At 70.5% G+C, this 25,033-nt stretch carries 18 protein-coding genes; 12 read left to right on the top strand and 6 right to left on the bottom strand.

Features of this window, described 5'->3' with window-relative positions; genetic code table 11:
- Window positions 1-90 precede the first annotated feature (90 nt).
- From mdoH to AC1DXV_RS04905, 3 genes are all read right to left on the bottom strand, one after another.
- Window positions 91-2,280, bottom strand: coding sequence for a glucans biosynthesis glucosyltransferase MdoH (mdoH, locus tag AC1DXV_RS04915; protein ID WP_477932682.1), 2,190 nt, complete (start codon window positions 2,278-2,280; stop codon window positions 91-93).
- A complete protein-coding gene (locus tag AC1DXV_RS04910) occupies window positions 2,277-3,749 on the bottom strand; it encodes a glucan biosynthesis protein G (protein ID WP_477866108.1) in 1,473 nt (490 codons plus the stop codon). The genes mdoH and AC1DXV_RS04910 overlap by 4 nt, the downstream gene beginning before the upstream one ends.
- A gap of 378 nt (window positions 3,750-4,127) precedes the next feature.
- Window positions 4,128-5,438 (bottom strand): DUF4397 domain-containing protein, encoded by a 1,311-nt coding sequence (locus tag AC1DXV_RS04905; RefSeq protein WP_477866110.1) that lies wholly within the window; start codon window positions 5,436-5,438, stop codon window positions 4,128-4,130.
- 140 nt (window positions 5,439-5,578) lie between these two features.
- Between AC1DXV_RS04905 and AC1DXV_RS04900 the strand changes: the two genes are divergently transcribed.
- The 5 genes from AC1DXV_RS04900 to AC1DXV_RS04880 all read left to right on the top strand — a co-directional run bounded on the left by AC1DXV_RS04900 (window position 5,579) and on the right by AC1DXV_RS04880 (window position 10,289).
- Window positions 5,579-6,448 carry a DUF6502 family protein gene (locus AC1DXV_RS04900; protein ID WP_477866112.1) on the top strand — a complete coding sequence of 290 codons (870 nt, stop codon included), beginning with the start codon at window positions 5,579-5,581 and terminating at the stop codon, window positions 6,446-6,448.
- Window positions 6,445-7,638, top strand: coding sequence for a DUF5666 domain-containing protein (locus tag AC1DXV_RS04895; RefSeq protein WP_477932680.1), 1,194 nt, complete (start codon window positions 6,445-6,447; stop codon window positions 7,636-7,638). The genes AC1DXV_RS04900 and AC1DXV_RS04895 overlap by 4 nt, the downstream gene beginning before the upstream one ends.
- Window positions 7,639-7,806: 168 nt before the next feature.
- A complete protein-coding gene (locus AC1DXV_RS04890) occupies window positions 7,807-8,493 on the top strand; it encodes a heavy metal response regulator transcription factor (protein ID WP_047500027.1) in 687 nt (228 codons plus the stop codon).
- Complete coding sequence (locus tag AC1DXV_RS04885) at window positions 8,490-9,863, top strand: heavy metal sensor histidine kinase (RefSeq protein ID WP_477932678.1); 1,374 nt, start codon at window positions 8,490-8,492, stop codon at window positions 9,861-9,863. Before AC1DXV_RS04890 ends, AC1DXV_RS04885 begins: the two co-directional genes overlap by 4 nt.
- A gap of 90 nt (window positions 9,864-9,953) precedes the next feature.
- Window positions 9,954-10,289 (top strand): DUF4148 domain-containing protein, encoded by a 336-nt coding sequence (locus AC1DXV_RS04880; protein ID WP_477866116.1) that lies wholly within the window; start codon window positions 9,954-9,956, stop codon window positions 10,287-10,289.
- A gap of 13 nt (window positions 10,290-10,302) precedes the next feature.
- On the opposite strand, the gene AC1DXV_RS04875 is transcribed toward AC1DXV_RS04880, so the two are convergent.
- Together AC1DXV_RS04875 and AC1DXV_RS04870 are read right to left on the bottom strand one after the other, a co-directional pair.
- Window positions 10,303-11,211, bottom strand: coding sequence for a LysR family transcriptional regulator (locus tag AC1DXV_RS04875; RefSeq protein ID WP_477866118.1), 909 nt, complete (start codon window positions 11,209-11,211; stop codon window positions 10,303-10,305).
- A 57-nt stretch (window positions 11,212-11,268) separates the two neighbouring features.
- Window positions 11,269-11,646 (bottom strand): hypothetical protein, encoded by a 378-nt coding sequence (locus AC1DXV_RS04870; protein ID WP_477866120.1) that lies wholly within the window; start codon window positions 11,644-11,646, stop codon window positions 11,269-11,271.
- Window positions 11,647-11,767: 121 nt separating this feature from the next.
- Here AC1DXV_RS04870 and AC1DXV_RS04865 point away from each other — a divergent pair, with 121 nt between their 5' ends.
- Together AC1DXV_RS04865 and AC1DXV_RS04860 are read left to right on the top strand one after the other, a co-directional pair.
- Window positions 11,768-12,091 carry a helix-turn-helix domain-containing protein gene (locus AC1DXV_RS04865; protein ID WP_477866122.1) on the top strand — a complete coding sequence of 108 codons (324 nt, stop codon included), beginning with the start codon at window positions 11,768-11,770 and terminating at the stop codon, window positions 12,089-12,091.
- 475 nt (window positions 12,092-12,566) lie between these two features.
- Complete coding sequence (locus AC1DXV_RS04860) at window positions 12,567-13,013, top strand: hypothetical protein (RefSeq protein WP_477866124.1); 447 nt, start codon at window positions 12,567-12,569, stop codon at window positions 13,011-13,013.
- Between the two features lie 37 nt (window positions 13,014-13,050).
- Here the strand turns inward: AC1DXV_RS04860 and AC1DXV_RS04855 are convergent, their stop codons facing one another.
- Window positions 13,051-14,148 carry a zinc metalloprotease gene (locus AC1DXV_RS04855; protein ID WP_477866126.1) on the bottom strand — a complete coding sequence of 366 codons (1,098 nt, stop codon included), beginning with the start codon at window positions 14,146-14,148 and terminating at the stop codon, window positions 13,051-13,053.
- Between the two features lie 246 nt (window positions 14,149-14,394).
- Here AC1DXV_RS04855 and AC1DXV_RS04850 point away from each other — a divergent pair, with 246 nt between their 5' ends.
- The 5 genes from AC1DXV_RS04850 to AC1DXV_RS04830 form a co-directional block, all read left to right on the top strand.
- A complete protein-coding gene (locus AC1DXV_RS04850) occupies window positions 14,395-15,945 on the top strand; it encodes an Lcl domain-containing protein (protein ID WP_477866128.1) in 1,551 nt (516 codons plus the stop codon).
- Between the two features lie 51 nt (window positions 15,946-15,996).
- A complete protein-coding gene (locus AC1DXV_RS04845; RefSeq protein WP_477932676.1) occupies window positions 15,997-19,737 on the top strand; it encodes a WGR and DUF4132 domain-containing protein in 3,741 nt (1,246 codons plus the stop codon).
- On the top strand, window positions 19,734-22,850 hold the full coding sequence (locus AC1DXV_RS04840; protein ID WP_477866132.1) for a DUF4132 domain-containing protein: 3,117 nt from the start codon (window positions 19,734-19,736) through the stop codon (window positions 22,848-22,850). The genes AC1DXV_RS04845 and AC1DXV_RS04840 overlap by 4 nt, the downstream gene beginning before the upstream one ends.
- Window positions 22,847-23,938 (top strand): ATP-binding protein, encoded by a 1,092-nt coding sequence (locus AC1DXV_RS04835; RefSeq protein WP_477866134.1) that lies wholly within the window; start codon window positions 22,847-22,849, stop codon window positions 23,936-23,938. Before AC1DXV_RS04840 ends, AC1DXV_RS04835 begins: the two co-directional genes overlap by 4 nt.
- On the top strand, window positions 23,938-25,033 hold a 1,096-nt coding region (locus tag AC1DXV_RS04830; protein ID WP_477932674.1), incomplete at its 3' end, for a DUF5682 family protein. The genes AC1DXV_RS04835 and AC1DXV_RS04830, both read left to right, overlap by 1 nt.

The following is a 25,033-nucleotide window of genomic DNA, read 5'->3' as shown; positions in this document are numbered from 1 at the left end:
AATCAAGTGTGGGGCGCAAAAAGAAGAATGCCGCCATGAGTGGCGGCATTCGTGCTTTCGTTCCGCGGCCCCCGCACCGCGCGCGCCGCCTCAGGCGCGCCGCTCGTGCCTCACGAGGCTCGCGTTGGCGGCCAGCTGATCGCGCAGCCGCACGATCGTCTGCGGCTCACTCAGCAGGCGCATCCGGTCGGCCTTGCTCAGGCGCTCGGTGTCCTGGTCGGCCAGCAGGCCCTTCACCAGCAGGCGACGCGCCTTGCCGCGGCTGCCCCAGCCGGTGTTGCGCGGGCCCATCGCACCGCGCACCACGTCGAACAGCCACGGGTCGCTCAACGCATCGCGGAACTGGCGCAGCGGCGCCGCGCGGCGCGCGTGGGCCCAGGCCCGGCGCAGCACGGTCGGCGCCGAATGCTCTTCCGGCGTCAGCAGCAGCTTGCTGGCAAGCAGGCGCTTGCCCAGGCCGGAGCGACTCGTCAGCACCACCAGCGGCACCGCCAGCAGCAGCGGCAGGCCCATCGGCGCCAGCCACAGCGTGGCCTGCGGCTGCACCCACAGCACCAGCGCCGACAGCAGGGCCACGCCACCGCTGATGAACATGAAGCGGCGCGCCGCATCGGCCCAGCCGATGTCGCTCGCTTCGCGCGGCGGCGATTTCCAGTCCAGCTTCAGGCCGGTCAGCGCGACGATCACGAACAGCGTGTGCGCCATCATCCGCACCGGCGCCTGCAGCACCGAGAGCCCGCCTTCCAGCAGCGCGCCCTGGATCAGCGCGGCGGTGCCGCCGTAGCGGCGCTGCTGCTTCGTCATCACGATCGCGGCCACGCCCATCACGCGCGGCATCGCCAGCATCACCGCGGTGGCCACCCACAGCAGCGCCATCTCGACCGGCAGCTCGCGCGCCGAACCGAACACCGGGTGGCCGCCGAACATCCACAGCCCCGCGCCCAGCAGCACGAAGGCCAGCCACAGCGGCGCCGACAGGTAGGCGAGAGCGCCGGTCAGCAGCATCGCGCGGTGCACGCCGTGCAGGCCGGGCTCGGCGATCAGGCGGGCGTTCTGCAGGTTGCCCTGGCACCAGCGGCGGTCGCGCTGCAGTTCTTCCAGCAGGTTGGGCGGCTGCTGTTCGTAGCTGCCGTGCAGGTCGTGCACCAGCCACACGTGGTAGCCGGCACGGCGCATCAGCGCGGCTTCGACGAAATCATGCGACAGGATCTCGCCGCTCAGGCCGCCATGGCCCTTCAGCGGCGCGAGGCCGCAGTGCTTCATGAAGGGCTCGACGCGGATGATCGCGTTGTGGCCCCAGTAGTGCGATTCGCCCAGCTGCCAGTACTGCATGCCGGCGGTGAACAGCCGGCCCGCGACGCGGCCCGAGAACTGCTGCGAGCGCGCATGCACCGTGTCGAGCCCGCAGGCCTGCGGCGCGGTCTGCAGGATGCCGGCGTTCGGGTTGGCTTCCATCAGCCGCACCAGCTTGACGAGGCAGTCGCCGCTCATCACGCTGTCGGCATCCAGCACCACCATGTAGCGGTAGTCGCGGCCGAAGCGGCGGCAGAAATCCGCCACGTTGCCGGCCTTGCGCTTGGTGCGGATGGTGCGCCAGCGGTAGTAGATGCGATCGGCCAGCCCGCTCTCGGCGCGCAGTTCGGCCCAGGCGGCCAGCTCGGCGGCACGGATCTCGGGGTCGTTGGTGTCCGACAGCACGTAGACGTCGAACAGGCTCGATGCGCCGGTGGCGGCCAGCGATTCGACGGTCGCGCGCAACCCGGCGAACACGGTGGAGACCTGCTCGTTGCAGATCGGCATGATGATCGCCGTGCGGGCGCCCTTGTGGATCGGCTCGTTGCCGACCGAGGCCGCCGACATCGCATGCCGGTCGCCGCGCCATAGCACCCAGAAGCCCATCATCGCGGTGAAGAACCCCGCCGACACCCAGGCGAACAGCAGCGCGTACAGGCCGATCTGCAGGTTGCGCAGCCAGGCGCTCTCGTGCGGCGGCAGCACGTTCGCGAGCAGCGCGGTGGCACCGGCGGCCGACAGCGCGACCAGGCCGAGCAGCACGCGGCGGCGCGACTTGGCAGCAAGCTCCCAGGCTTCGGGGGCCGCTGGCGGCTCAGCCGCAGCGGTGGCGCGCGCGCCGGGTTGAACGAGGCGGCCCAGGCCGGCCAGCGAGTCGACCAGCAGGTCGCCCAGGCTGCGCGTGAAACCACGCCACGGCTGAGCCACCATCGAGCCGCGGTTCATGCGCGGCATGCTGGCGCCCGGTGCGGATCGGTCGGCGCTCACTCGGGTTGAATGATCGTGGTCCATGTTTCGGTCAGGGCGTTGTCGCCGGTTTGGAGGAAGGCTCGCAGCTCGGCGGGTTGCGAGAGCTGGAGGCGGTTGACGCGCACGGTCATGCGCCAGGTGCCTGTCGCCGGGTTGCGATAGGCGTTGCGTTCGACGATCTGGGCGTTGCTGCCCGCGCTGACGACGGCCTTCACCGCCGCATCGGCCGGCAGCGCGCGCAGGGCGGGGCCGTCGAAATCGACGACGTACTGCACCTCGCGCGGATCCAGCACCGTCTTGCGGTCGACGAAGCCGTGGCCGCGCCGGGTCTGCACCGTCCAGCCGGCCGGCGGGCGCTGCTGGCGCTCGCCCTGCCACTGCATGCGGTAGGCGAAATCGATCGGCTGGCCGGGCGCCGGCACGCTGTCGGGCACCCAGTACGCGACGACGTTGTCGTCGGTCTCGTCCGGCGTGTGCAGCTGCAGCAGCTCGACGCGGCCCGGGCCCCACTTGCCTTGCGGCGTGACCCACACGCTCGGGCGGTGCTCGTACTGCGCCTCGGTGTCTTCGTAGCTGGTGTAGGTGCGGTCGCGCTGCATCAAGCCGAAGCCCTTCAGCTCGGCCATCGAGAACGAGGTCACCAGCGTGTTCTTCGGGTTGACCAGCGGGCGCCACAGCCATTCGCCGCCGCCCTTGCCGTCGCCGGTGGCGAGCATCAGGCCGTCCGAGTCGTGCACCTCGGGGCGGAAGTCGCCGGCCTTCGGCTGGTTCTCGCCGTGCGCGAACATGCTGGTCAGCGGCGTCAGGCCGAGCGTCGCGACACCGGCGCGCAGGAACAGGCGGGCCTGCACGTCGATTGCCGTCTCTTCGCCGGGACGCAGCGTGATGCGGTACGCGCCGGTCGCGCGCGGCGAATCGAGCAGCGCGTGGATCACCAGCGTGGTCGCCTGCGGCGCCGGGCGCTCGATCCAGAACTCGCTGAAGCGCGGGAACTCCTCGCCGCTGCCGCCGACGGTGTCGATGCCCAGCCCGCGCGCCGACATGCCGTAGTGCTGGCCCTTGCCGAGCGCGCGCAGGTAGCTGGCGCCCAGGAAGACGACCAGCTCGTCCTTGTAGGCCGGGTTGTTGAGCGCGTAGTGCACGCGGAAGCCGGCAAAGCCGAGGTCGCCCCAGCCCTTCTGCGTCAGCTTGTTCTTGCCGTAGTCGAAGTCATTGCGATCGAACGCGATGTGGTTGACGCGGCCGTCCGGCGCGATCTCGTTGATCGACACCGGCTGCGTCTGGAACTTGCCGAGGTGGAAGAAGGCCAGCTCGAACGGCAGGTTCTCGCGGCGCCACAGCGACTTCTGCGGGTTGAAGCGGATGTCGCGGTACTGGTCGTAGTCGAGGTTCTTCAGCTCGTCGGGCAGCTTGACGGTGACCGGTGCATAGGGACGGGCGGCCGCCTGGCGGGCGCGCTCGGCGACGTCGTCGAAGCCGAAGGCCATCGCCTGGCCGGCCAGGGCCGCGAGGCTGAGTGAAACCAGCGCGCGAACCCATGTCGCGGATCGGCGAACGGTGGAAGCGGTGAGCGCGGGGAGACCGGGGGAAGCGAGCAAAACGTGGTTCCTGTCTGGCAAAACAAGGCCGTGAAAACGGCCGCGATGCCTTGACAGCGCAACGCTTGTGCCAGCAGAAAAAGTCGTTTGTTATCAACGACTTGCCGCGAGTAACAAAGGGTTTGCCCGTATCTGACGCCGAAACGATCGTCCGGACCGGTGTTTTTGTCGCCATGCAGCGACAGCGCAGTCGAGCGTCTGCGCCAAGTGCCTGTCGCACAACGACTTTTCGGCTGTCACCGGATGGCGACAGCCGATGTCGCCCGCTCAGCGATCGCGCACCAGCGTCCCGACCGGCGCGGCGGCGTCACCGAGCATGAACACCGTGTAGACCTTGGTCGCCTGCAGGTTGGCCTCGTCGGCGAGGAACAGCCGCGCCGCCGCGGCCGGCGAGGTCACTTCCAGCCGGACCGGGTTGCCGACCACGAGGCTCGTGCTCACCGACGCCTGGCCGAACGGGATGTCGCTCGCGACCAGGCCGTAGTCGGCCGTCAGCGTCGCGTTGCCGCCCAGGCCGTTCACGCCGTGCACCAGGCGCAGCTTCGCGTTGCCGGCGCCGGCCGGCTTGTTGTTGTCCTGCAGCACGAAGGCGCTCGGCGCGGCCGCCGTGCCCAGCACCATCAGCGTCACGTCGGCGCCAGGCACGGCGGTGAACGCCGGCAGCGCGATCGCCGCACCGCCATTCACGCGCAGTTCACCGGTCACCGCGCCGGCCGGCATCGTCGCGTACGGCACGATCGCCGGCGACGTGATGCCGCTCGACAGCGCGACACCGTTCGCCTGCACCGAGACCGCGCCGCCGGCCGCCACGCCCGCCACCACGCGCACGCGGGCCAAGGTGTTCTTCTGCGCCACCGCCTCGGCGCGCTGGTTCAGCAGCAGGCCGTGCACCAGCACGCCGCCCGGCGTGGCGGTGACCACCACGGTGGCGATCTGCTGGTCGGCCAAGGCCACCGACGGCAGGTCCAGCCGCACGTCGGCCTTGTTGCCGGCGCCCGTCACGACGATGCGCCACGCGCCCTTCACGAACTCCTTGTAGATGCTCAGCGTGTCGGTCGGGATCGCGGAAAACGCCGCGCTCTGGTCGGCCAGGCTGGCATCGGCCGGGAACACGTAGAGGTCGAGCGCGCCCGCCTCGACCGCGCCGTTCAACAGGCGCAGCTTCGCCTGGCCCGCCGTCGGCGCCGCTTCGGCGTCGTTCAGGTACATCGCGCGCAGCGAGGTCTCGGTGCTGTAGGCCACCAGCGTGTGGTTGCCGTTCCCGGACACCGTGCGGCTCACGCTCACCGCGGTGGAGGCCGAGCCGCTGCGCTTCAGCGCCATCGTCACCGTGCCGGCGCCGATCTCCGGCGAGTACGCGCCAGCGGTGAACGACGCGGTGTCCTTCGTCTGCAGCACGTCGTTGGCGTAGAAATCGAGCGCCGCGTAGTCGGTCGTCGCGTTGACCAGGCGCACCCGGCCGGTCCCGCCGCCATCGTCGCCGGAGCCACCGCCGCAGCCGGGCAGCGCCACGGCGGCCGCCAGCGTCGCGAGCAGGGTGGCCGCAGCCAGGCCCCAACGGGTGAAGAACTTGTTCATCGATGCGTTTCCAGTCAGATCTGTAAATGTGCAATTGGCACATTCACTGTAGATTCCATGACACACGATGACAAGCCCCGGGAAACCGGGGATTGCGAAAGCGTGATCAAATGTGCATGTTGCACATTGACAGGCCCTAGATGACGACGCCGGACGACACCGAGGCTGCCTTCCAGCAGGCGCTTGAGCGGCTGCTGCTGCCGCTGGCGCAGCTGTGCCTCGACCGGGGCCACGGCTTCCCGCTGCTGGCCGAGGCGCTGAAGCGATCGCTGGTGGCGGCCGCGCGCGAGGCGCATTCCGGCGCGCAGGCGAGCCGCGACATCAGCCGCATCAGCACCACCACCGGCCTGACGCGCCGCGAGGTGACGCGCATCACGCACGCCCCGTCGGCCGAGGCCCCGGCGCGCAGCTCGCCGGCCACCCAGGTCTTCACGAAGTGGATGGGCAGCCGGCGCCTGCAGGACAAGGACGGCCACCCGAAGGCGCTGCCGCGCCAGGGCAAGGCACCGAGCTTCGAGGAGCTGGCGCGCTCGGTGACGCGCGACGTGCACCCGCGCAGCCTGCTCGAGGAGCTGTGCCGGCTCGGCCTCGCGAGCTTCGACCCGGTGACCGACACCGTGACGTTGGAGCGCGATTCCTTCGTGCCGAGCGCCGACCAGTCGCGCCTGCTCGGCTTCGTCGGCCACAACGTCGGCGACCACCTGGCGGCCGCGGTCGCCAACCTCGCGGCCGGCAGCGCCGGCGAGAAGCCGCCCCACTTCGAGCAGGCGCTGTTCGCCGACGGCCTCGGCGCCGACTCGGTCGCGCAGCTGCGCGGGCTGGTCACCGAGCAATGGCGCGGGCTGATGGCCGCGCTGGTGCCGCAGCTCACCGACATGATCGACGCCGACGAGCGCGCGCACCAGGCCGGCGACCCGCCGCTGCGCCGGGTCCGCATCGGCCTGTACACCTTCCATGCCGATGCGCCCGCGGCGGCAGCCCCTTCACCCGACGAGCCCGACCCATCGTGAACAACCGCCCCTCGAGCCATTCGCCCCGCCGCCGCCTCACCGCGGGGCTCCTGGCCGCCGCGCTGCTGATCACCCACCTGGCCGGTTGCGGCGGCGGCGTCGACAGCGGCGGCACCGGCATCATCGCGTCCGGCCCGATCAGCGGGCTCGGCTCGATCTTCGTCAACGACGTGCGCTTCGACGACGACAGCGCCGAGATCCGCGACGAGCAGGGCGCGCTGCTCACGAAGGACCAGCTGAAGCTCGGCATGACGGTGATCGTCGAGGGCGGCACGCTCGACACCAGCGGCACGCAGGCCACCTCGACGGCGCTGGCGATCCGCGTCGTCAGCGACCTGGTCGGGCCGGTGGCCTCGGTCGATGCGGTCGCCGGCAGCTTCGTCGTGCTCGGCCAGACGGTGATCGTCGGCGCGCGCACGCTGTACGACGGCAGCCTGGCCGGCGGCTTCAGCGCGCTGGTGCCGGGCATGACGGTGCAGGTGTATTCGCAGTACGACCCGCTGACGCGCCAGTACGCGGCCACGCGGGTCGAGCAGCTGCCCGATGCGTCGTTCTACAAGATCCGCGGCGTGGTCGCGGCGCGCGATCCGCAGGCCCCGAGCCTGACGCTGGGCAGCGAGGTGATCGGCGTCGGCAGCGTGGCCGGCAACGCGGTGCCGCCGGCGGACATCGGCGATTTCCTCAGCGTGCGGCTGCTGCCGGACAACGCGCAACTGGCCGCCACCTCGGTGCGCACCGCCGACCTGATGCTCAGCGACCACCCGGTGGCGCGCGTCGAGGGCACGGTGACCGAGATCGTCAGCTCGCGCAGCTTCAAGGTGAACGGCATCGCGGTGGACGCCGTCGGTGCGCACTTCGACGGCGACGAGGCCAAGGTGGCGCTGGGCGCGCGCGTCGGCGTGTTCGGCGCCACGCTGGCCGGCACGCTGGTGGCGGCGCGCGTCATCGTGCACGACGACAGCGTGCCGGCGATCGCGAGCTTCGCGCTGGTCGGCGCGGTGCAGGAGCTCGACGCGGCGGCGCGCAGCTTCCGCATCCGCAACACGCCGGTGGTGTTCGACGATGGCACCACGTTCAGCGGCGGGGTGGCGGGCGACCTGGCGGACGGCCGGCGCGCCACCGTGACCGGCGTGCCGTCGCTGGACGGCACGCGGATCGTCGCGACGCAGGTGACGTTCGCGGCACCCTGACGCCAAAGGCCCTGCGCAAGCGGGCCGAGCGCCGGGCCGCCCCAAGCCGGCCCGCATCCCCCCGGGGGATCGACCGGCGTACCCGCCGGGCGAGGGGCTGTCATAAATGACAGATTTGTCATCCAGGCGTCAGCCAGCGGCCCGGGCGGCGTCACTAAACTCCGGGGAATGCGCGTCCTGATCATCGAAGACGAACCGAAAACCGCCGACTACCTGCGCCGCGGGCTGACCGAGCAGGGCCACGTCGTCGACGTCGAGCACAACGGCATCGACGGCCGCCACGCGGCGCTGGAGGGCCGGCACGACGTGATCGTGCTCGACGCGATGCTGCCCGGCATCGACGGCTTCGAGATCCTGCGCGACGTGCGCCGCGTGAAGCAGGTGGCGATCATCATGCTGACCGCGCGCGACGGCATCGAGGACCGCGTGCGCGGCCTGCAGGACGGTGCCGACGACTACCTGGTCAAGCCGTTCTCGTTCCTCGAGCTGAGCGCGCGGCTGCATGCCCTCTCGCGCCGCAGCCGCCAGACCGAGCCGACGACCATCACCATCGGCGACATGGTGCTCGACCTGCTGGGCCGCAAGGTGCAGCGCGGCGGCGACCGCATCGACCTGACCGCCAAGGAGTTCTCGCTGCTGACCACGCTGGCGCGCCGGCCGGGCCAGGTGCTGTCGCGCACCGAGATCGCCGAGCTGGTGTGGGACATCCACTTCGACAGCAACACCAACGTCGTCGAGGTCGCGGTGAAGCGGCTGCGCGCCAAGCTCGACGGCCCCTACCCGCTCAAGCTGCTGCACACGATGCGCGGCATGGGCTACGTGCTCGAGGCGCGCGCGGCGGAGGGCACGGCATGACGCGCCGGCTCGCGGTGCGGCTCACGCTGATGTTCGCGGGCTGCGCGGCGGTGGTGTTCCTGGTCGGCGGCTGGGCGCTCTACCGCATGCTGAACGGCGGGATGATGGAGCAGGTGCGCGGCGAGATGCGGCTGCGCGCCGGCTGGGCCGAGTCGATCGTGCTGCGCGTGCAGGACGAATCGCAGTGGCGGTTGTGGCTCACGCCGAAGTTCAACACGCTGGAGATGGAGCGCAGCGACGTGCGGCTGTGGGTCGTCAGCGACGACTCGACCTTCCGCTACGGCCCGCGGCGCGCCGACATCGAGGCGCTGGCGATGGCCGGCGGCTTCGGCGAGCTGGACGAGCCCGGCCACCCCTGCAAGCTGCTCACGTGGACGCGCCACCTGCCCGCCGACGGCGACCGGCCCGCGGTGACGCTGGTGCTCGTGAAAGACCCGCTGCGCTTCCTGCAGACGCTGGAGGACTTCCGCTTCGCGCTGATCGGGCTGGGTGCGGTCGGCGTGCTGGCGGTGGCCCTCCTCGGCTACGGCATCGCCCGCGTGGGGCTGCGGCCGCTGCAGCGGCTGAGCCGGCAGGCGCAGGCGCTCGACCCGAACCACCAGGAGCAGCGGCTCGACCTGCAGCCGATGCCCGCCGAGCTGTGCGACCTGACCGCGTCGTTCAACGGCGCGCTGGCGCGGCTGGAGACGGCCTACCAGCAGCTGGAGGCCTTCAATGCCGACGTGGCGCACGAGCTGCGCACGCCGCTCACCAACCTGATCGGCCAGACCCAGGTGATGCTGACGCGCGAGCGCAGCGCCGACGAGCTGGAGGAGGTGCTGCGCTCCAACCTCGAGGAGATGGAGCGGCTGAAGGGCATCGTCAACGACATGCTGTTCCTCGCGCGCGCCGACCAGGGCGCGGCCGCCTCGCGCCATGCCGACACCTCGATCGCCGACGAGGTGCACAAGGTGGCCGACTACCTCGATGCGCTGCTCGACGAGCGCGGCGTGCGCATCCGCGTGCAGGGCGACGAGCGCGGTTGCGTCGAGACGGCGCTGCTGCGGCGGGCGCTCGGCAACCTGCTGCAGAACGCGATCGAGCATTCGACGCCGGGCGACGAGATCGTCGTCGAGGTCGCGCGCCTGCTCGACGCGCCGGAGCAGATCCGCGTGGCCGTCAGCAACCCCGGTGGCCCGATCGACGAGCAGCACCTCACGCACCTGTTCGACCGCTTCTACCGCGTCGACAGCGCGCGCCGCAACCCGGGCGGCAACCACGGGCTGGGCCTCGCGATCGTCAAGGCGATCGCGCTGATGCACCGCGGCTCGGTGTTCGCGCGCTCGCAGGCCGGGCGCAACACCTTCGGTTTCACGTTGACCGCCACCTGACAAAAACGTCATCTGCGCGACAGGGTCCTGTGCGGGTCAGATTTCTAAGATGCCTTCACTACCAACCCATACGTGAAAGGTACCGAGATCATGAAAGCAACCCTCGCACTGAGCATCGCCGCCCTGGGCCTCACCGTGCTGTCGCAAGCCGCGCGCGCCGACACCGACACCGCCGCCAACTCGGCCTACAACACGCCGTCGACGCTGACGCGCGCCGAAGTGCAGGCCGACCTGGCGCTGTGGCAGCGTGCCGGTCTGGAAGCCGCCGCCGGCCGCGAAAGCTTCGACCCGACGCGTCCCGACATCGCCAGCCGCCTGGCGCAGTACAAGCAATGGCGCAGCGGCTCGGAATACCGCAACGAACTGGCCCGCCTGCAGGACAAGGCCATGACGGCGCAGGCCGCGTCGGCACGCACCGCCAACTGAGCTCCGCCGCCCGTCAGGCCGCGAGGCTGGGCACCGGGCGGCAGGCCGAGGCCAGCGCGACCAGGTTCGGGTCGCGCTGCCTCGCCCGCAGGTAGTTGAGCCCGATGCGCTGGCGCACCTGGTAGCGCGACTGCAGCGGGATCAGCTCCACCTTGCCGCCGAGCACGTCGCGCACGCGGCCCGGCAGCAGCGTGCAGCCGAGGCCGCCGCCGACCAGGTGGATCAGCGTGAAGATGTCGCCGACCTCCATCGCGAGCTTCGGCACGAAACCGGCGTTGCGGAACGCGGCGTCGAAACCCTCGCGCGTGACGAAGCCTTTGCGCAGCGTGATGAAGCGTTCGTTGGCGCAGGCCTGCAGGTCGACCGCGCCGAGGCGGGCATAGCGCGAGCCGATTGGCGCCGCGAAATACATCGGGTCTTCGAACAGCGCGAGCGATTCGATGTCCGGCTCTGCCGGCGGGATCGCCATCAGCGCGGCATCCGTGGTGCCCGCGCGCAGCTGCGCGAGCAGGTCGGCATTCGAGCCCATCACCAGTTCGGCCTGCACGTCCGGGCGCAGTTGCCGCATGTCGGCGACGAGCCGCGGCACCGTCTCGACCCCCAGCGAATAGAGCGAGCCGATGCGGATGCGTGCGCCCGACCAGCCGCCGGCTTCCCGCGCGGCCTGCACGCCGTCGCCGATCAGTTTCAGCGCGGCGCGCGCGGCATCGGCCAGCACGCGGGCTGCCTCGGTGGGCAGCAGATCACGGCCTTCGTGGCGGAACAGCGCGCAGTCGAGCGCGTCTTCGAGCGAATGCAGTGCGCGGTGCACGCTGACCGTGCTCACGTCGAGTTGCTCGGCGGCGCGCCGCAGGTTGCTGCTCTCCATGTAGGCGAGCAGCATCTCCAGCTTGCGCAGCGTGATTTCTTCCATCAGTGCCATGGCACGGTCCTCCCTGTGTTTTCGATGGATGCTAGCGACGGCGCGCCGCCGAGGTTGCTACGCAATGTTCCGTTCGTTGCAAGGCGCGCGCGGGGTGGGCCGCGGCGGTGGAAAGGCGCCTTCGCAGTGCGGCGGGTAGACCAGCGAAGGCAGGTTCAGCAGGTCGTCGGTCCAGCCGGTCCGTTTCCACGCGCGCAAATGCGGCCTGCGGCCGCTGGAGCGCTCGACTTTCACCTCACGACGGCGACAGGAGATCGGGTCGATGAAGTAGAGGCGCTGCGCACCGGAATCGATCAGCTCGATGGCGGTGACCACCTGCAGCTGCCACATCAGCGAGCCGACGCAGCTGAACATCAGCCCGACGTGGGTGATCGCGCGGTGCGTGGGGTTGACGGTGGGGCGGAGGGTGATGAAGTTGATGAGGAGTTCGGGCATCGAGGCACCTGGGTTGGCAAAGGGCCAAAGGCCGATCGCGAACTGCCAGCGAACGGATCTCGTCGCGAATGCTATCAATTGACACGTGTCTTAAGGCAACGCGACAGACAAAGTCGCGCCGATGCGTCCCAGCCGAAATAACCTCCTCGTCCAAGCCCTGGGCGTCGTTCTGAAGGAGCGACGCAACGAGCTCACGATGACGCAGGAAGGACTCGCAGCAGCGGCAGAGTTGGACCGGCCGTACATCACGATGATGGAAGCTGGCAAGAAGCAGCCGTCGGTGAGCGTGCTGTGGAAGCTGGCGGCAGGAGTGCAACTCAGCGCGGCGGAGTTGGTAGCTCGGGTTGATGAGAAGTTGGCGGCGCTTCAGGCCGTGGCTCGGAGGGCTGGCAAGAAGACAGCCACTTCTCGGGATTCAAATCCCCGAACTTCCAATACCTCTTGATCAGCCCGTGGGTGTCGCCCAACCACCGGCCGCCCCATCGCCGGTCAAAACAAGCAGCCCCGCAAGCTCGCTGTCGCCCAATTGCCTATGCTCTGGCGCAGGTGGCCGAAGTGCCCGAGCAAGACTTTCGCTACCACGATGCAGACGCCAAGCACGAGGTCGCACTGTTCGTCGGGCAGATCGAAAGCGCCATGCACGGGCTAGTCCCGTCTCATCGGGAAAACCGTTCGCATCGCCTCGACGTAAGGCGGCCGGCGGCAAACGCTCGAGTTCCCGCCCACATCACGACACGCCTCGGCGCTCGATCAGCGTGCCGGTGTCTCGCTGGCACGCCATCGCGAATGGCTGTCCGACATCCTGCGACGCGGGGCTTGAATTCGGCCGGCACCTCGACCTTCCAAGCGTTACACCTCGCCGGTCAACACACCACCCTCCCGAGCCGTTGGATGCCCCATCAACGACTCCGGATGCGCCCATGCACCCCGTCACCCGAATCCTGTCGCGGCTCGCCGCCGCGGCCTGCCTGGCCTTCGCCCTCACCGCCTGCGGTGGCGGTGGCGACGACGGCAGCGTCACCTTCGACATCGGCATCATCGTCGCGGGGCAACCGCTCAGCAGCGGGCACATCCACTCCGGCTCGTCGCAGAGCATCTCGGTCTGGGCCGGTGATTCGCTGCAGCTCGATGCCAGCGAGCCGGTCGTGTGGTCGCTGCAGGTCGCGGGCACCTCGGTCAGCGGCAGCGGCACCACGGTGTACTACGGCGGCATCGGCGTCACGATCGACACCATCAGCGCGTCGCGCATCCTCGTCGACACCTTCGATACCAGTGCCTTCAGCACACCGGTCGCGCTGACCTTCACCGCCACCTCCACGTACGACGCCGCCGTGGTGTCCGTCGTGACGGTGTACGTCTACTACTGAACCAGCTCGCCGGCGCCCGATCGCCGGGGCTTCACGCTCAGGTCACCATCAACGACGTCGTCCCCGACTGCCCCGGCTGGTACAGCCGCAGGCGCACGTGGTACGTGCGGCCCTTGAAGAGCTTGTACGTGATGCTCGCGTTGCGGTCTTCGCCGCTGTCGTCGTCGGCGGCCAGGAAGCTCGGCTTGCCGCCGATTTCCTCGAACAGCGCGAGCAAGGTGTCGGTCGCGCCCTTGGTCGCGATGGTGTACTTGCGCGACACCGTCGGCTTGAAGGTGCAATCGATCTGCTGGCCGGCCGCCAGGTCGGCAGCGATCGACTGGAACGGCTGCAGCACCGTCGGCACCGGCGCATTGCCGGGGTACCACTTCACGACCCAGGTCTTGTCGGCACTCGACAGCGTGCCCGGCGGCACCAGGCCCTCCAGGTCGTACTTCTGCGGCTCGTCGATCAGGCCGGGCTCGAACTCGTACTCCATGATCGAGTCCGGATCCCAGGCGGAACCCTGCACCTGCTGCGTGTCCAGCTTCTCGAGGATGTTGTGGAAGGTGGTCGCACGCGACCAGCTGTTCGGCGGTGCCGCCAGCGAGGCATACACCGCTTCCTCGTGCCACTTGATCCCGGCGAACGGGTTCTGGTGTTCGTGCTCCATGCCGAACACGTGGCCGAGCTCATGCAATGCCGTGCCCCGGCCGTACGGCGTCGTGAGGTCCCAGCCGTAGACGGTGGTCGGCTCGGTGAGCGGGATCTTCAGGACGTCGCGGCCCACCGCCGATGCGGAACTGCCATCGGCCAGCGAGTAACCGATGCGCACCTCCGCCTCGCTCAGCGAATCGACCTCAACGAACTCCAGGCCGATGCCGACCGCCTTCCAGGTGTCGAAGGCGTGACGCACCGCATCGGCCTGCGACTTCGGAACCGCAAAGTGCGACCCGCCGCTGAAGAAGCAGTAGTGCAGCACCGTGCGGTTCGCCCACTTCGAGCGACCGGACAGGATCGCCGCGGCACGCCGCGGATCGGCCATCACCGCATCGGACAGCTTCGGCCTGGGCCGCGGCGGCGTGCTGCACAAGGGCTTGGCCAGCCTGCCGTGAGGCGTCGATCCACCGCCATGACTGCTGCGTGACGTGCCCATGCGAATCTCCTTGATGCTGCTGGTAGGAGGGCCTCCACAGATTAGTCAGCACACGCCCGCATTTCCATCATCAACCGAGAGGAGCGAGCGACCGGCGGTCGGGCGCCAGCAACGCCGCCGCGCAATGGGTGAAGCGCTTCACGCTGCGTGCCGCTTGTCGATCAAGCCGCAGGCCGAAACGGCCGATATGTCCGCAGTCCCGGGTCCATTCCCGGACGCGGGCACCTGCGCACAAGGGACGTGGCGATGAAACGGATCAGGCAGTTGTTGATCGGCACCGCCCTCGGCATGCTGGCCGCATGCGGCGGCTCGGGTGGGGGCAGCAGTGGCAGTACCACGACTGCGATGGGCGACAGCTCGGTCGGAAATTCGATGGGCAACGCACCCGCGACGAGCACCGTGTCGGGTGTGGTGGCCGACAAGCATGGCGTGGCGATCCAGGGCGTGCGGGTCACCGTGTTCCACCACAACGACCACACGACCCGCACTGCCACCACCGATGCCGACGGCCGCTATGCGATCGCCGGGCTGAGCGCCGGCGTCAATGCGGACTACGCGGTCTACGCGCAGCAGGCCGGTCTCGCCTTCTACCCGTCGGTCGGCGACGCGGCCGGCTCGGTCACGAAGATGGATTTCAACGGGCTCTACCGCACCGTGATCCGCTTCGCGACACTGCCGACGCACGATGTCGCGAACGCGGACTTCACCGCCTCGCGCGCAGGCGACCGGATGGCGAGCCTGCCGCGCACCGGGCAGTCAACGAGCTTCGCGGCCGGCGATGACGGCTCGTTCGCGCACGGCGTCGCATGGCCCGGCACCCGGTTCATCGACAACGCCGACGGCACCGTCACCGATGCGCTGACCGGCCTGGTGTGGCTGAAGAACGCCGGCTGCTTCAACGCGACCGACTGGCCGACGGCGCTCGCCGAGGCCGCGCAACTGGCCAGCGGCGCCTGCGGCCTGAGCGACGGCTCGGCCGCAGGGCAATGGCGCATGCCGAACGCGAACGAACTGGAGAGCCTGGTCGACGTGTCGCAGGCCGGCCCGGCGGTGGCGAGCGGCCATCCGTTCACCGGCATTGCCGTCGCCAACGCGTACTGGAGCTCGACCACCTACATGGCATTGACGAGCAGCGCGATGGCCATCCGCTTCAGCGACGGGCGCTGGATCAACGGCGCGAATGCGGCCGACGGCGGCATGAGCAACGTGAAGGCCGGTTCGGCGAATTCGCTGTGGGCGGTGCGCTCGGGCGCCGCCGGCGCCGTGCAGTTGCTGGCCACCGGCGTGTACGCCGGCATCGGCGGCGGCTCGTTCGGCACTGCCGACGATGCCGCCCTGCAGACCGGCGCGCCCCTCACCTCGCCGCGCTTCATCGACAACGGCGACGGCACGCTGGCCGACACGGTGACGGGCCTCACTTGGCTGAAGAAGGCCGATTGCATCCAGCAGCCCTGGTCGGGGGCGCTGGCGGCGGTGAACGCGCTCGCGAGCGGCCAATGCGGCCTCGCCGACGGATCGGCCGCCGGACAGTGGCGCCTGCCCAACCGCGCCGAGATGCTGAGCCTGTCGGACCGCGCGCCGACCTTCCCGCAGGCCTCGTACCTGAATGGCCAGTACCAGGCCAGCACGGCGGTCACTGGCCCCGCGGTGTTCGACAACTTCATCGTCTCGGACTACTACTGGTCCTCGACCACCAGCGCCGCAGACACCAGCGAGGCGTGGGCCGTCTACAGCTGCGACTTCGGCGTGTACAACGTCGCGAAGTCCGAGCTGCGCTACGCACTCGCCGTGAGGTAGTGCCCCGATATAGTCCGCTGCTGTACGCAGCAGACAGGAAGGACGCGGGGCATGCGCCGATTCGAGCTGGTCGAGGGAACATCGAGCAAGTTCTGGGAGGTGGCCGTGGCCGGCAGCGATGTGACGGTGCGCTTCGGCCGCATCGGCACCAACGGCCAGGCCAAGACCAAGTCGTTCGCGAGCGCCGCCGCAGCGCAGACCGAGCACGACGCGCTGGTGAAGGAAAAGACCGGCAAGGGCTATCGCGAGGCCGGCGTGGCTGCCGGGGCGACGCTGGCGGCGGTCGCTGCGCCCGTTGCGGCGCCCGCCGCTCCGAAGGCCGCTGCTGCGCTGCCCCCGCCCGCAACACCGAAGACCCCACCGCCGCCCGCCGCCGACACCGCACCGATCGAGTGGCCGCAAGGCGGCTTCGAGTGGAACGACGCCCTGCGCAAGGCCATGCCGGTGGTGCGCGGCATCCATGCACCGGCATTCCCCGATGGCCGCAGCCTGCTCGCCACGCCCGTCACCGTGCGCGACCTCCAGTACAGCCACCGCACATCGGAGTTCACCGCGCTGGCCTCGCAACTGAACCGCGACTGGACGCAGTGGAATGCCGCCACCTTCCCCGACCACACCGGCGCCGATCGCCTGGCGCAGGCCGACCCGGACTTCTGGCTGGAGCTGTGCGCCCAGTGCATGCACGGCAACGTCCTCCACCAGGGCGACATCTACGGCACGCATGGCCTCAGTTGGGCCACTCAGGTCGGCATCGCGCTGCACGGCCTGCCGTTCATGATCGAAACCGCACTCGACCTGGCGCGTGGCTCGCAGCCGCACGCGTTCGCGCTGAGCCGTGTCATCGGCTCGCAGTTCAAGCTGCTGCGCGCCGCGATCGCCGCTGCCGACGACACCGTGCACGATGCCGCCGTCGCCACGCTCGAGCGGCAAGCCGCTGCCACGCCGCTCGACCGCTTGCTGCGCGCCGTGCTCTGCCCGCATCGCACCGACTGGGCCCTCGCCAGCATGGCCGAGGATCCGGCCGACGACGATCTCTACCTGCGCGACACCGTCGTGCCGGCCGATGCCATGCGGCGCTACCTGCAGGCGGCCGCGCCGTACTACTACAAGCTGGAGCGCGCGCTGGTGCTGCAGATCCACCTGCACGGCGCCGACGCCTTCGAGCTGCTCGCCGACCTGCTGCGCCGCGCCGACGACCGCGAGAACAGCGAGAAATTCACCGCGCTGGTGCTGCGCATGCGCCTGCCGCAGAGCCTCTCGCTGCTGACCGAGCTGATCGAGCGCAAGGACGCGCGCGCTGCGCTCGACAAGCTGTCGGAGCGCTACCCGGCCGCCACGCTGCAGTGCGTGATCGGTCATGCGCTCGCCACGCGCTCTCGGCTCGCTGAAGGCTGGGCGGTGCGGCTCGCGTTGCGCGAACCCGCCGCGCTGGCCCAGGCGCTGCCCACGCTGGCCGATGGCGAACGCGAGCGCTTCCAGGCGCTGCTCGATGCACTGCAGAGTGCCGAGGCGTCGCCCGAGCAGTTGCCGCCGCTGCTGGTCGAGCCACCATGGCTGCGCAAGGCGCGCGCCACCGATCTGCCGACGCTCGACATCGCGGCCGGTGCGACGCCTGATCGCATCGAATGGACCGCCGATGAACGCACGCGGCATGCGGCCCACCAGGTCAACCCCTGGCGCAGCAAGCAGTCGCCGAGCCCGACCGGCTACGCGCTGAACGAGATGCAGATCACGCCCGAGGGCCAGGTGCGCGTGATGGCCGGCCAGCTGCTGCTGCCCGACGACTTCAAGATCACGAAGACCTATTTCTACGGCCAGACGCCCGAAGTGGTGCTGCTGTTCCCCGAGGCCGCCGCGCTCGCGCTGTGGAGCAGCTACCCGTCGAAATACTGGTACTCGTTCAGCGACAACAGCGCGCCGATCCGCGCCATCCTCGCGCGCCATGGCGAGGCCGCGGTGCCGGGCTTCATCGGCTACGTGCAGTCGTACCCGGAGGCCGGGTTGCCGATCGCGATCGATGTCGACAGCGCGCAGCTCGTGCCGATCGCGCTGCATGCGCTGCGCAACCTGAAGAAGGCGAAGGCGCCGGCGATGGCCTGGCTGCGCGCCCACGCCGACACCGCGCTGGCGCAGGCCCTGCCGCTCGCCTTCGGCACGGACCGCACGCTGCGCGAGAACGCGCAGTTCGGCCTGCGCTGGCTGGTGGCCAACGGCTTCGAGGCGCGCGCCCGCGAGATTGCGGCTTCATACGACACGACAGCCGGYACCCCCATGCAACAGGCGCTGCAGGCCCTGCTCGATGCCGACCCGCTGCTGGTCCTGCCCGCGCGCATGCCGAAGCTGCCGGTGTTCTTCGTCGCGCCGGCCCTGCGCCGCCCACTGCTGCGCGATGGCGGCGAGGCGCTGCCGACCAACGCCATCGAGCACATCGGCTCGATGCTCGCGATCAGCCGGCTCGAAGCGCCCTACCCCGGCCTCGCGATCGTCAAGGAGCTCTGCACGCCGAGCTCGCTGGCCGAGTTCGCGTGGGACCTGTTCGAGGCCTGGATCGCCGCCGGCGCGCCCAGCAAGGACGGCTGGGCCTTCGCCGCGCTCGGCCTGCTGGGCGACGACGAGACTGCGCGCCGGCTCGCACCGCGCATCCGCGAGTGGCCCGGCGAATCGGCGCACCAGCGCGCGGTCACCGGGCTCGACCTGCTGGCCGCGATCGGCAGCGATGTCGCGCTGATGCACCTGAACGGCATCGCCGGCAAGGTGAAGTTCAAGGCCTTGCAGGACCGCGCAAAGGAGAAGATCGCCACGGTGGCCGAGGCGCGCGGCTTCAGCGCCGCCGAGCTGGCCGACCGGCTGGTGCCCGACCTGGGGCTCGACGAGCACGGCGCGCTGGCGCTCGATTTCGGGCCGCGCCGCTTCTTGGTCGGCTTCGACGAGACGCTGAAGCCGTTCGTGAAGGATGCGCAGGGCGTGCGCCTGAAAGACCTGCCGAAGCCGATCAAGAGCGACGACGCCGCGCTGGCCGAGGCGGCAACCGATCGCTTCAAGCAGCTGAAGAAGGACGCCAAGGCCATCGCCAGCCTGCAGGTGACGCGGCTCGAGATGAGCATGGTCGAGCGGCGCCGCTGGACGGCGGCCGATTTCAGGCTGTTCTTCCTCGAACACCCGTTGATGCGCCACCTGGCGGCGCGCGTGGTGTGGGGCGTGTACGAAGCCCGCGAGGACGATCCGGCCGGCACGCTGGCCAGCGCCTTCCGCGTCGCCGAGGACTGGACGCTCGCTGACGGCGACGATGTGCAGACCCCGCTGCCCGACGACGCCAACGTCGGCATCGTCCACGTGCTGGAGATGCCGGCGCCGATGCAGGCCGCGTTCGGCCAGGTGTTCGCCGACTACGAGATCCTGCAGCCGTTCAAGCAGCTCGGCCGCGAGACCTACCGGCTCACGCCCGATGAGTTGCAAGGCACCGAGCTGAAGCGCTTCGAGCAGAAGACGGTGGCCACCGGCAGCGTGATGGGCCTGGTCAACCGCGGCTGGGAGCGCGGCGCCGCGCAGGACGGCGGCTGGGTCGGCTGGTTCACGAAGCGCGTGGCCGGCGGGCTCGAGGTCGAGCTCGAACTGGACCCCGGCACCGTGATCGGCGACCTGAGCTACGAACCGAAGCAGCGCATCCCGAAGATCGTGCTGCGCCAGGCCGGCACCTGGGCCCAGCAAGGCCATGTGAAATTCGAGCGGCTCGACCCCATCATCGCGAGCGAGGTGCTGCGCGACGCCGACCTGCTGGCGCCGCTGCCATGAAGAAGGCGCCCCTCGGCCTGGTCTGGCCCGGCGGCGGCTTCCAGTGGGCGCCGGAGTGGCTGGCGCTGCTGCCGGTGATGCGCGGCGTTCACATGCCTGCACCCGCACCGTCGGCGCCGCAGAGCCCCGCCATGGCGCTCGAAACCGCCTTGGGAGGCACCTTGCCCCAGGCCTACGCGGAGTGGTTCGCACGCTTCGAGCCGCTGCGTGACGCGGTCGCCTGCGCCGACGAGGCCGGATACGAGGCCGCGCTCGCGGTGGCGCAGCGCGGCAGGACGGGTTCTTCGCCGGCCGGCCGCGCCTGCGCCTTCGTCTTTGCGCACCTCGGCGAGTGGACGGCCGAATGGCTGGCTGCCCACAGCAAGGAGCCCTACGGGCATGCAGTGCTGGGCTGGTCCGCGATGCAGCCGGCCGACTTTCTCGCGCATGCCGCGGCACACCCCTGGCTCGACCATGCCACGTTGACGAAGGGCATGCTGCTGCAGTTGAAGCTGCACGGTGAGGCGGCACTGGAGGTGCTGGCCTGGTTCATCCGCACGCGCCTCACGTCGCGCGACCCGAAGCTCGCGACGCAGGCCCTCAAGCTCGCGGCGCAGATGCGGGTGCCCGGCCTGCTGCCGCTGCTCGCGGCGCAGTCGGACCACAAGAAAGTGCGCGACGCGCTGGAGAAGCTGGCGAAGACCCATCCGGTGGCGGTGCTGTTCACGGTGATCCGCCATGCGATGGCCGGGCGCAGCCGGGCCGCCGAGACCTGGGCCTTGCGGCTGGCGCATGAGTGGCCGGAGGCCTTGCCGGCCGCGCTGGAAGCGCTGGAGCCGGCGCTACGCAGCCGCTTCGAGAGCGCGGTGGCGGCGCTGAATCCGGTGGAAGCACCCGACGAGGCCTTGCCGACCATCCTGCGCGAACCGCCGTGGCTGCGCGCCGATCGGCCGGGGCAGTTGCCGGTGCTGGACGTCCCCGTCATCGCGACGCCCGAGGCCCTGGCGTGGCAGCAGGATCTGCTGGAGCGCATGAAATCCTCGGCACGCCAACTGAACCCCCAACGCGATGCGCACGGCTTTCCGGCAGAGCTGAAGCTGACCGATGCGGGCGCGCAGCGCCTGCTGGCAGGCCAGCCGCTGCAGGACGGCGACACCTCGGCGAGCTACGTCTCGATGTCGCTGCTGCTCGACGCGCCGCAGGCCGCGCAGCTCACGCTGTGGAACAGCTTCCCGCCCGAGCGCTGGATGCTCAGCCCATGGAGCCTCGACGCCGAACACATCCTCGCCCGCTTCGGCGTGGCAGCGATCCCCGGCATGGTGGCGGTCCTGTCGACCCATCAGGGCAAGGGCCCGCGCATCGCGCTGCTGATGGACACGCCCTGGCTGGTGCCCCGCATGGCGAAGCTGCTGCGGCAGTCGCGCATGCACCGCAGCGGCGCCGCGGAGTGGATCGCGAAGTTCCCTCGCACGGTGATGCTGCGGGCGCTGCCCGCGGCGTTCGCGGCGCAGCACAGCGCGGAGCGCGACGATGCGCGCCACGCGTTGCGCTGGAGGGCGGAGCAAGCAGGCGGGCGTATCGCGCTGCTCGAAGCCGCCACGGTCTACGGCGAGGCGATGACCCAGGCCGTCACCGCGCTGCTCGCCACCGACCCGCTGGACATCCTGCCCGGCGAGATGCCGCCGTTGCCGCCCTTCTGCGACGTGGCCACGATGCGCCGCCCGCAGCTGCAGGCCGGCGGCGCGCTCAGCGCCGCGGCCACCGGGCACCTCGTGCGCATGCTGATGATCGGCCGGCCCGATGCGCCCTACCCCGGCGTCGCCCTCGTGCAGGCCGCGTGCACGCCCGCGAGCCTGGCCGAGTTCGCCTGGGACCTCTGCGACGCGTGGATCGCGGCCGGTGCGCCCGGCAAGGACAGCTGGGCCTTCCGCACGCTGGGCCTGCTGGGCAACGACGAGACGGCCCGCCGCCTGATCCCGCGCATCAACGACTGGGCGGGCGCGCCGGGCACCCGCGGCCGCGCCGAGTCCGCGCTCGACCTGCTGGCCGCCATCGGCACCGACGTGGCGCTGATGCTGCTGAACACGCAGGCCACCAAGGGCCGGCACAAGCGCGTGCAGCTGCGCGCCGCCGGGATGATCTCGGCGGTGGCCGATGCGCGTGGGCTCACGCTCGATGAACTCGGCGACCGGCTGGCGCCGACGCTCGGCCTCGACGAACCCGATGCGGCGGTCTTCGATTTCGGCCCGCGCACCTTCTCCCTCAACTTCGACGAAACCCTGAAGCCCGTCGTGCGCGACGCACGCGGCCTGCGCCTGAAAGACCTGCCCAAGCCGCTGAAGGCCGACGACGCCGCACTCGCCGGCCCGGCGGCCGAGCGCTTCAAGCAGTTGAAGAAGGACGTGCGCGCCATCGCCAGCCTGGAGATCACGCGGCTGGAGCGCGCGATGCGCAACGCCAGGCGCTGGCCGCTGCCCGAGTTCCGGCGCTTCTTCCTGGCCCATCCGCTGATGCGCCACCTGGCGACGCGCCTGGCCTGGGCCACCTACGACGGGGGCACGCTGCGCCAACCCTTCCGCGTGGCCGAGGACTGGACGCTCGCCGATGCGGCGGACGAACGGCTCGCGCTGCCCGAAGCCGCGCAGATCGGCATCCTGCACGTGCTCGAACTCGATGCGCCCGCGAAGGCGCAGCTCGGCCAGCTGTTCGGCGACTACGAGATCCTGCAGCCGTTCAAGCAGCTGCAGCGCGAGACCTACGCGCTGACGCCGCAGGAGCGGCAGCAGAGCACGGTCAAGCGCTTCGAGAACCGCGATGTCGCGACCGGCGCCGTGATCGGCCTGGACCCGAAGGGCTGGGAGCGCGGCGGCGCGGAAGACGGCGGCATGGTCCGCGAGTACGCGCGCGACGCGCCCGGCGGCCTGCGCATCACGCTGCGCTTCAGCCCCGGCATCTTCGTCGCCGGCGGCATGATGGAGCCGCGCCAGTCGCTCGAGTGGCTCACGCTCGCGCGCCGCTCGGCCGAAGGCACCGTTGAAGCGGTATCGTTCGACGCACTCGACCCGGTGTCCGCCAGCGAGATGCTGCGCGACATCGACCTGCTGAACCCAGCGCTTTCACAGCCCTCGCCATGACCGACCGCACCACTGCCATCCGAAGCCAGCGCCCGCCCGCCGAGCAGCTCTACGCCGACGAGCTGGCCCAGCTCGCGAAGCACGACAGCGGCCCGGTGCCGCCCGGCTGGCGGCTGTCGATGAAGGCGGTGATGCGCTTCATCGGCGGCGCGCCCGGCATCCGCCGCAAGATCGTCTGCGCGCCGAGCCTGCTCGAGCGCGCGATGGTCACGCTGGCCTCGAACCGCGCGCTGCTGCTGGTCGGCGAGCCCGGCACCGCGAAGAGCCTGTTGTCGGAGCTGCTCGCGGCGGCCATCAGCGGCACCAGCACGCTGACCATCCAGGGCAGCGCCGCCACCACCGAAGACCAGATCAAGTACGGCTGGAACTACGCGCTGCTGCTCAACGAAGGCCCGAGCCCGCGCGCGTTGGTGCCGTCGCCGCTGTACCGCGCGCTGCGCGACGGCCGAATCGTGCGCTTCGAAGAGATCACCCGCTGCCCGCCGGAGGTGCAGGACGGCCTGCTGTCGATCCTCTCCGAGCGGCTGCTGATGGTGCCGGAGCTCGCCGACGACAACGCGGTGTTCGCCGCGCAGGGCTTCAACCTGATCGCCACCGCCAACACCCGCGACCGCGGCGTCAACGAGATGTCGGCCGCGCTGAAGCGGCGCTTCGCGTTCGAGACGGTGTTCCCGATCGCCGACTACGACGAAGAGCTCGCGCTGGTGCGCGCCGAGCTGGCGCGGCTGCTGGCGCAGGACCAGATTGCGGTGCAGCCGTCGGACGACGTGCTGGAGGTGCTGGTCACCACCTTCCGCGAGCTGCGCACCGGGCTCGACAAGGACGGCAACGCCGGCGAGCGGCTGTCGACCGTCGTCAGCACCGCCGAGGCGGTGAGCGTCGCGCATGCGGTGGCGCTGCGCGGCCACTACCTGCGCGGCGATGCCGGCCAGCCGGCCGACATCGTCGAGGCGCTGGCCGGCGCGGCCGCGAAGGACAACGCCGACGACCTGAAGAAGATCCGCCGCTACATCGAGCAGCGCGCCAGCCGCCGCAAGGGCGAGCACTGGCAGGCCTTCCACGCGGCGCGGCACCTGCTGCCGGAATGATGCCGACCGGCACCGTCCGCGTGGTCGGCGTGCGCCACCACAGCCCCGCCTGCGCGCGGCTGGTGGCGCAGGTCATCGCGCGAGAGCGGCCGCAGGCGGTGCTGATCGAAGGCCCGAGCGATTTCAACCCGCGCCTCGGCGAGCTGCTGCTCGACCATGAACTGCCGCTCGCGCTGTACAGCTACGCCAACGAAGACGGGCAGGCGGCGCAGTGCTGGTTCCCGCTGCTCGACCACTCGCCGGAGTGGGTGGCGCTGCGCGAGGGCCAGGCGGTGGGCGCGGCGCTGCGCTTCATGGACCTGCCGCACTGGCGCTACCGCGCGCTGCCCGATGCGCAGCGCCGCACCGCCGCTCAGCGCAACACGCGCTCGCGCTACGCGCAGGTGGTCGACCACCTGTGCCGCCGCTTCGGCTGCGACAGCGACGACGCGCTGTGGGATCACCTGTTCGAATCGCAGCCCGCCGACGCCGCACCAGACGAGCTGTCGCGCAAGCTCGACCTGTACTTCGCCGAGCTGCGCGGCGACGAGGCCGGCACCCCGCAGGACCAGGCGCGCGAGGCCCACATGGCGCAGTGGATCGCGTGGGCGGCCGCCAATTTCGAGCGCGTGCTGGTGGTGTGCGGCGGTTGGCACAAGCCGGCGCTGGAAGGGACCCTTCGACAGGCTCAGGGCGAACGGGAGGGGGGCCCAGTGACCGATGAGCCCGAGGTGCCGCAACCGGCTGACGACCGCGCCGCCGGCTGCTACCTGGTGCCGTTCGAGTTCCGGCAGGTCGATGCGCTCGGCGGCTATGCCGCGGGGCTGCCGTCGCCGATGTACTACCAGTGGGTGTGGCAGCACGGGCTGCGGCCGGCCGGCGATCGCGCGGTCGCGACGATGGTGGCGCGGCTGCGCCGTGCGCAGGTGCCGCTGTCGACCGCCGACCTGCTGGCTTTCGAGCGCAGCGCCGCCGCGCTGGCCGCGTTGCGCGGGCACGCGGTGCCGCTGCGCGTCGACCTGCTCGATGCCCTGCAATCGGCCGTCGTCAAGGAGGCGCTGGAGGTGCCGGCCCCGTGGAGCAACGACCGCCGCCTCGGCACGCACCACCACCCGG

Source organism: Rhizobacter sp. P3_C12, assembly GCF_056402735.1.
The sequence above is the reverse complement of the archived record's forward strand: the minus strand, read 5'-3'. Positions and strand labels throughout refer to the sequence as shown.

Excerpts from the sequence above, each read along its gene's own strand:
- AC1DXV_RS04885 (WP_477932678.1), top strand. The coding sequence starts at position 8,490 with ATGACGCGCCGGCTCGCGGTGCGGCTCACGCTGATGTTCGCGGGCTGC.
- AC1DXV_RS04855 (WP_477866126.1), bottom strand. The coding sequence starts at position 14,148 with ATGGGCACGTCACGCAGCAGTCATGGCGGTGGATCGACGCCTCACGGC.
- AC1DXV_RS04905 (WP_477866110.1), bottom strand. The coding sequence starts at position 5,438 with ATGAACAAGTTCTTCACCCGTTGGGGCCTGGCTGCGGCCACCCTGCTC.
- AC1DXV_RS04900 (WP_477866112.1), top strand. The coding sequence starts at position 5,579 with ATGACGACGCCGGACGACACCGAGGCTGCCTTCCAGCAGGCGCTTGAG.
- AC1DXV_RS04865 (WP_477866122.1), top strand. The coding sequence starts at position 11,768 with ATGCGTCCCAGCCGAAATAACCTCCTCGTCCAAGCCCTGGGCGTCGTT.
- AC1DXV_RS04890 (WP_047500027.1), top strand. The coding sequence starts at position 7,807 with ATGCGCGTCCTGATCATCGAAGACGAACCGAAAACCGCCGACTACCTG.
- AC1DXV_RS04840 (WP_477866132.1), top strand. The coding sequence starts at position 19,734 with ATGAAGAAGGCGCCCCTCGGCCTGGTCTGGCCCGGCGGCGGCTTCCAG.
- AC1DXV_RS04860 (WP_477866124.1), top strand. The coding sequence starts at position 12,567 with ATGCACCCCGTCACCCGAATCCTGTCGCGGCTCGCCGCCGCGGCCTGC.
- AC1DXV_RS04870 (WP_477866120.1), bottom strand. The coding sequence starts at position 11,646 with ATGCCCGAACTCCTCATCAACTTCATCACCCTCCGCCCCACCGTCAAC.
- AC1DXV_RS04835 (WP_477866134.1), top strand. The coding sequence starts at position 22,847 with ATGACCGACCGCACCACTGCCATCCGAAGCCAGCGCCCGCCCGCCGAG.
- AC1DXV_RS04875 (WP_477866118.1), bottom strand. The coding sequence starts at position 11,211 with ATGGCACTGATGGAAGAAATCACGCTGCGCAAGCTGGAGATGCTGCTC.
- AC1DXV_RS04880 (WP_477866116.1), top strand. The coding sequence starts at position 9,954 with ATGAAAGCAACCCTCGCACTGAGCATCGCCGCCCTGGGCCTCACCGTG.
- AC1DXV_RS04910 (WP_477866108.1), bottom strand. The coding sequence starts at position 3,749 with ATGGCCTTCGGCTTCGACGACGTCGCCGAGCGCGCCCGCCAGGCGGCC.
- AC1DXV_RS04850 (WP_477866128.1), top strand. The coding sequence starts at position 14,395 with ATGAAACGGATCAGGCAGTTGTTGATCGGCACCGCCCTCGGCATGCTG.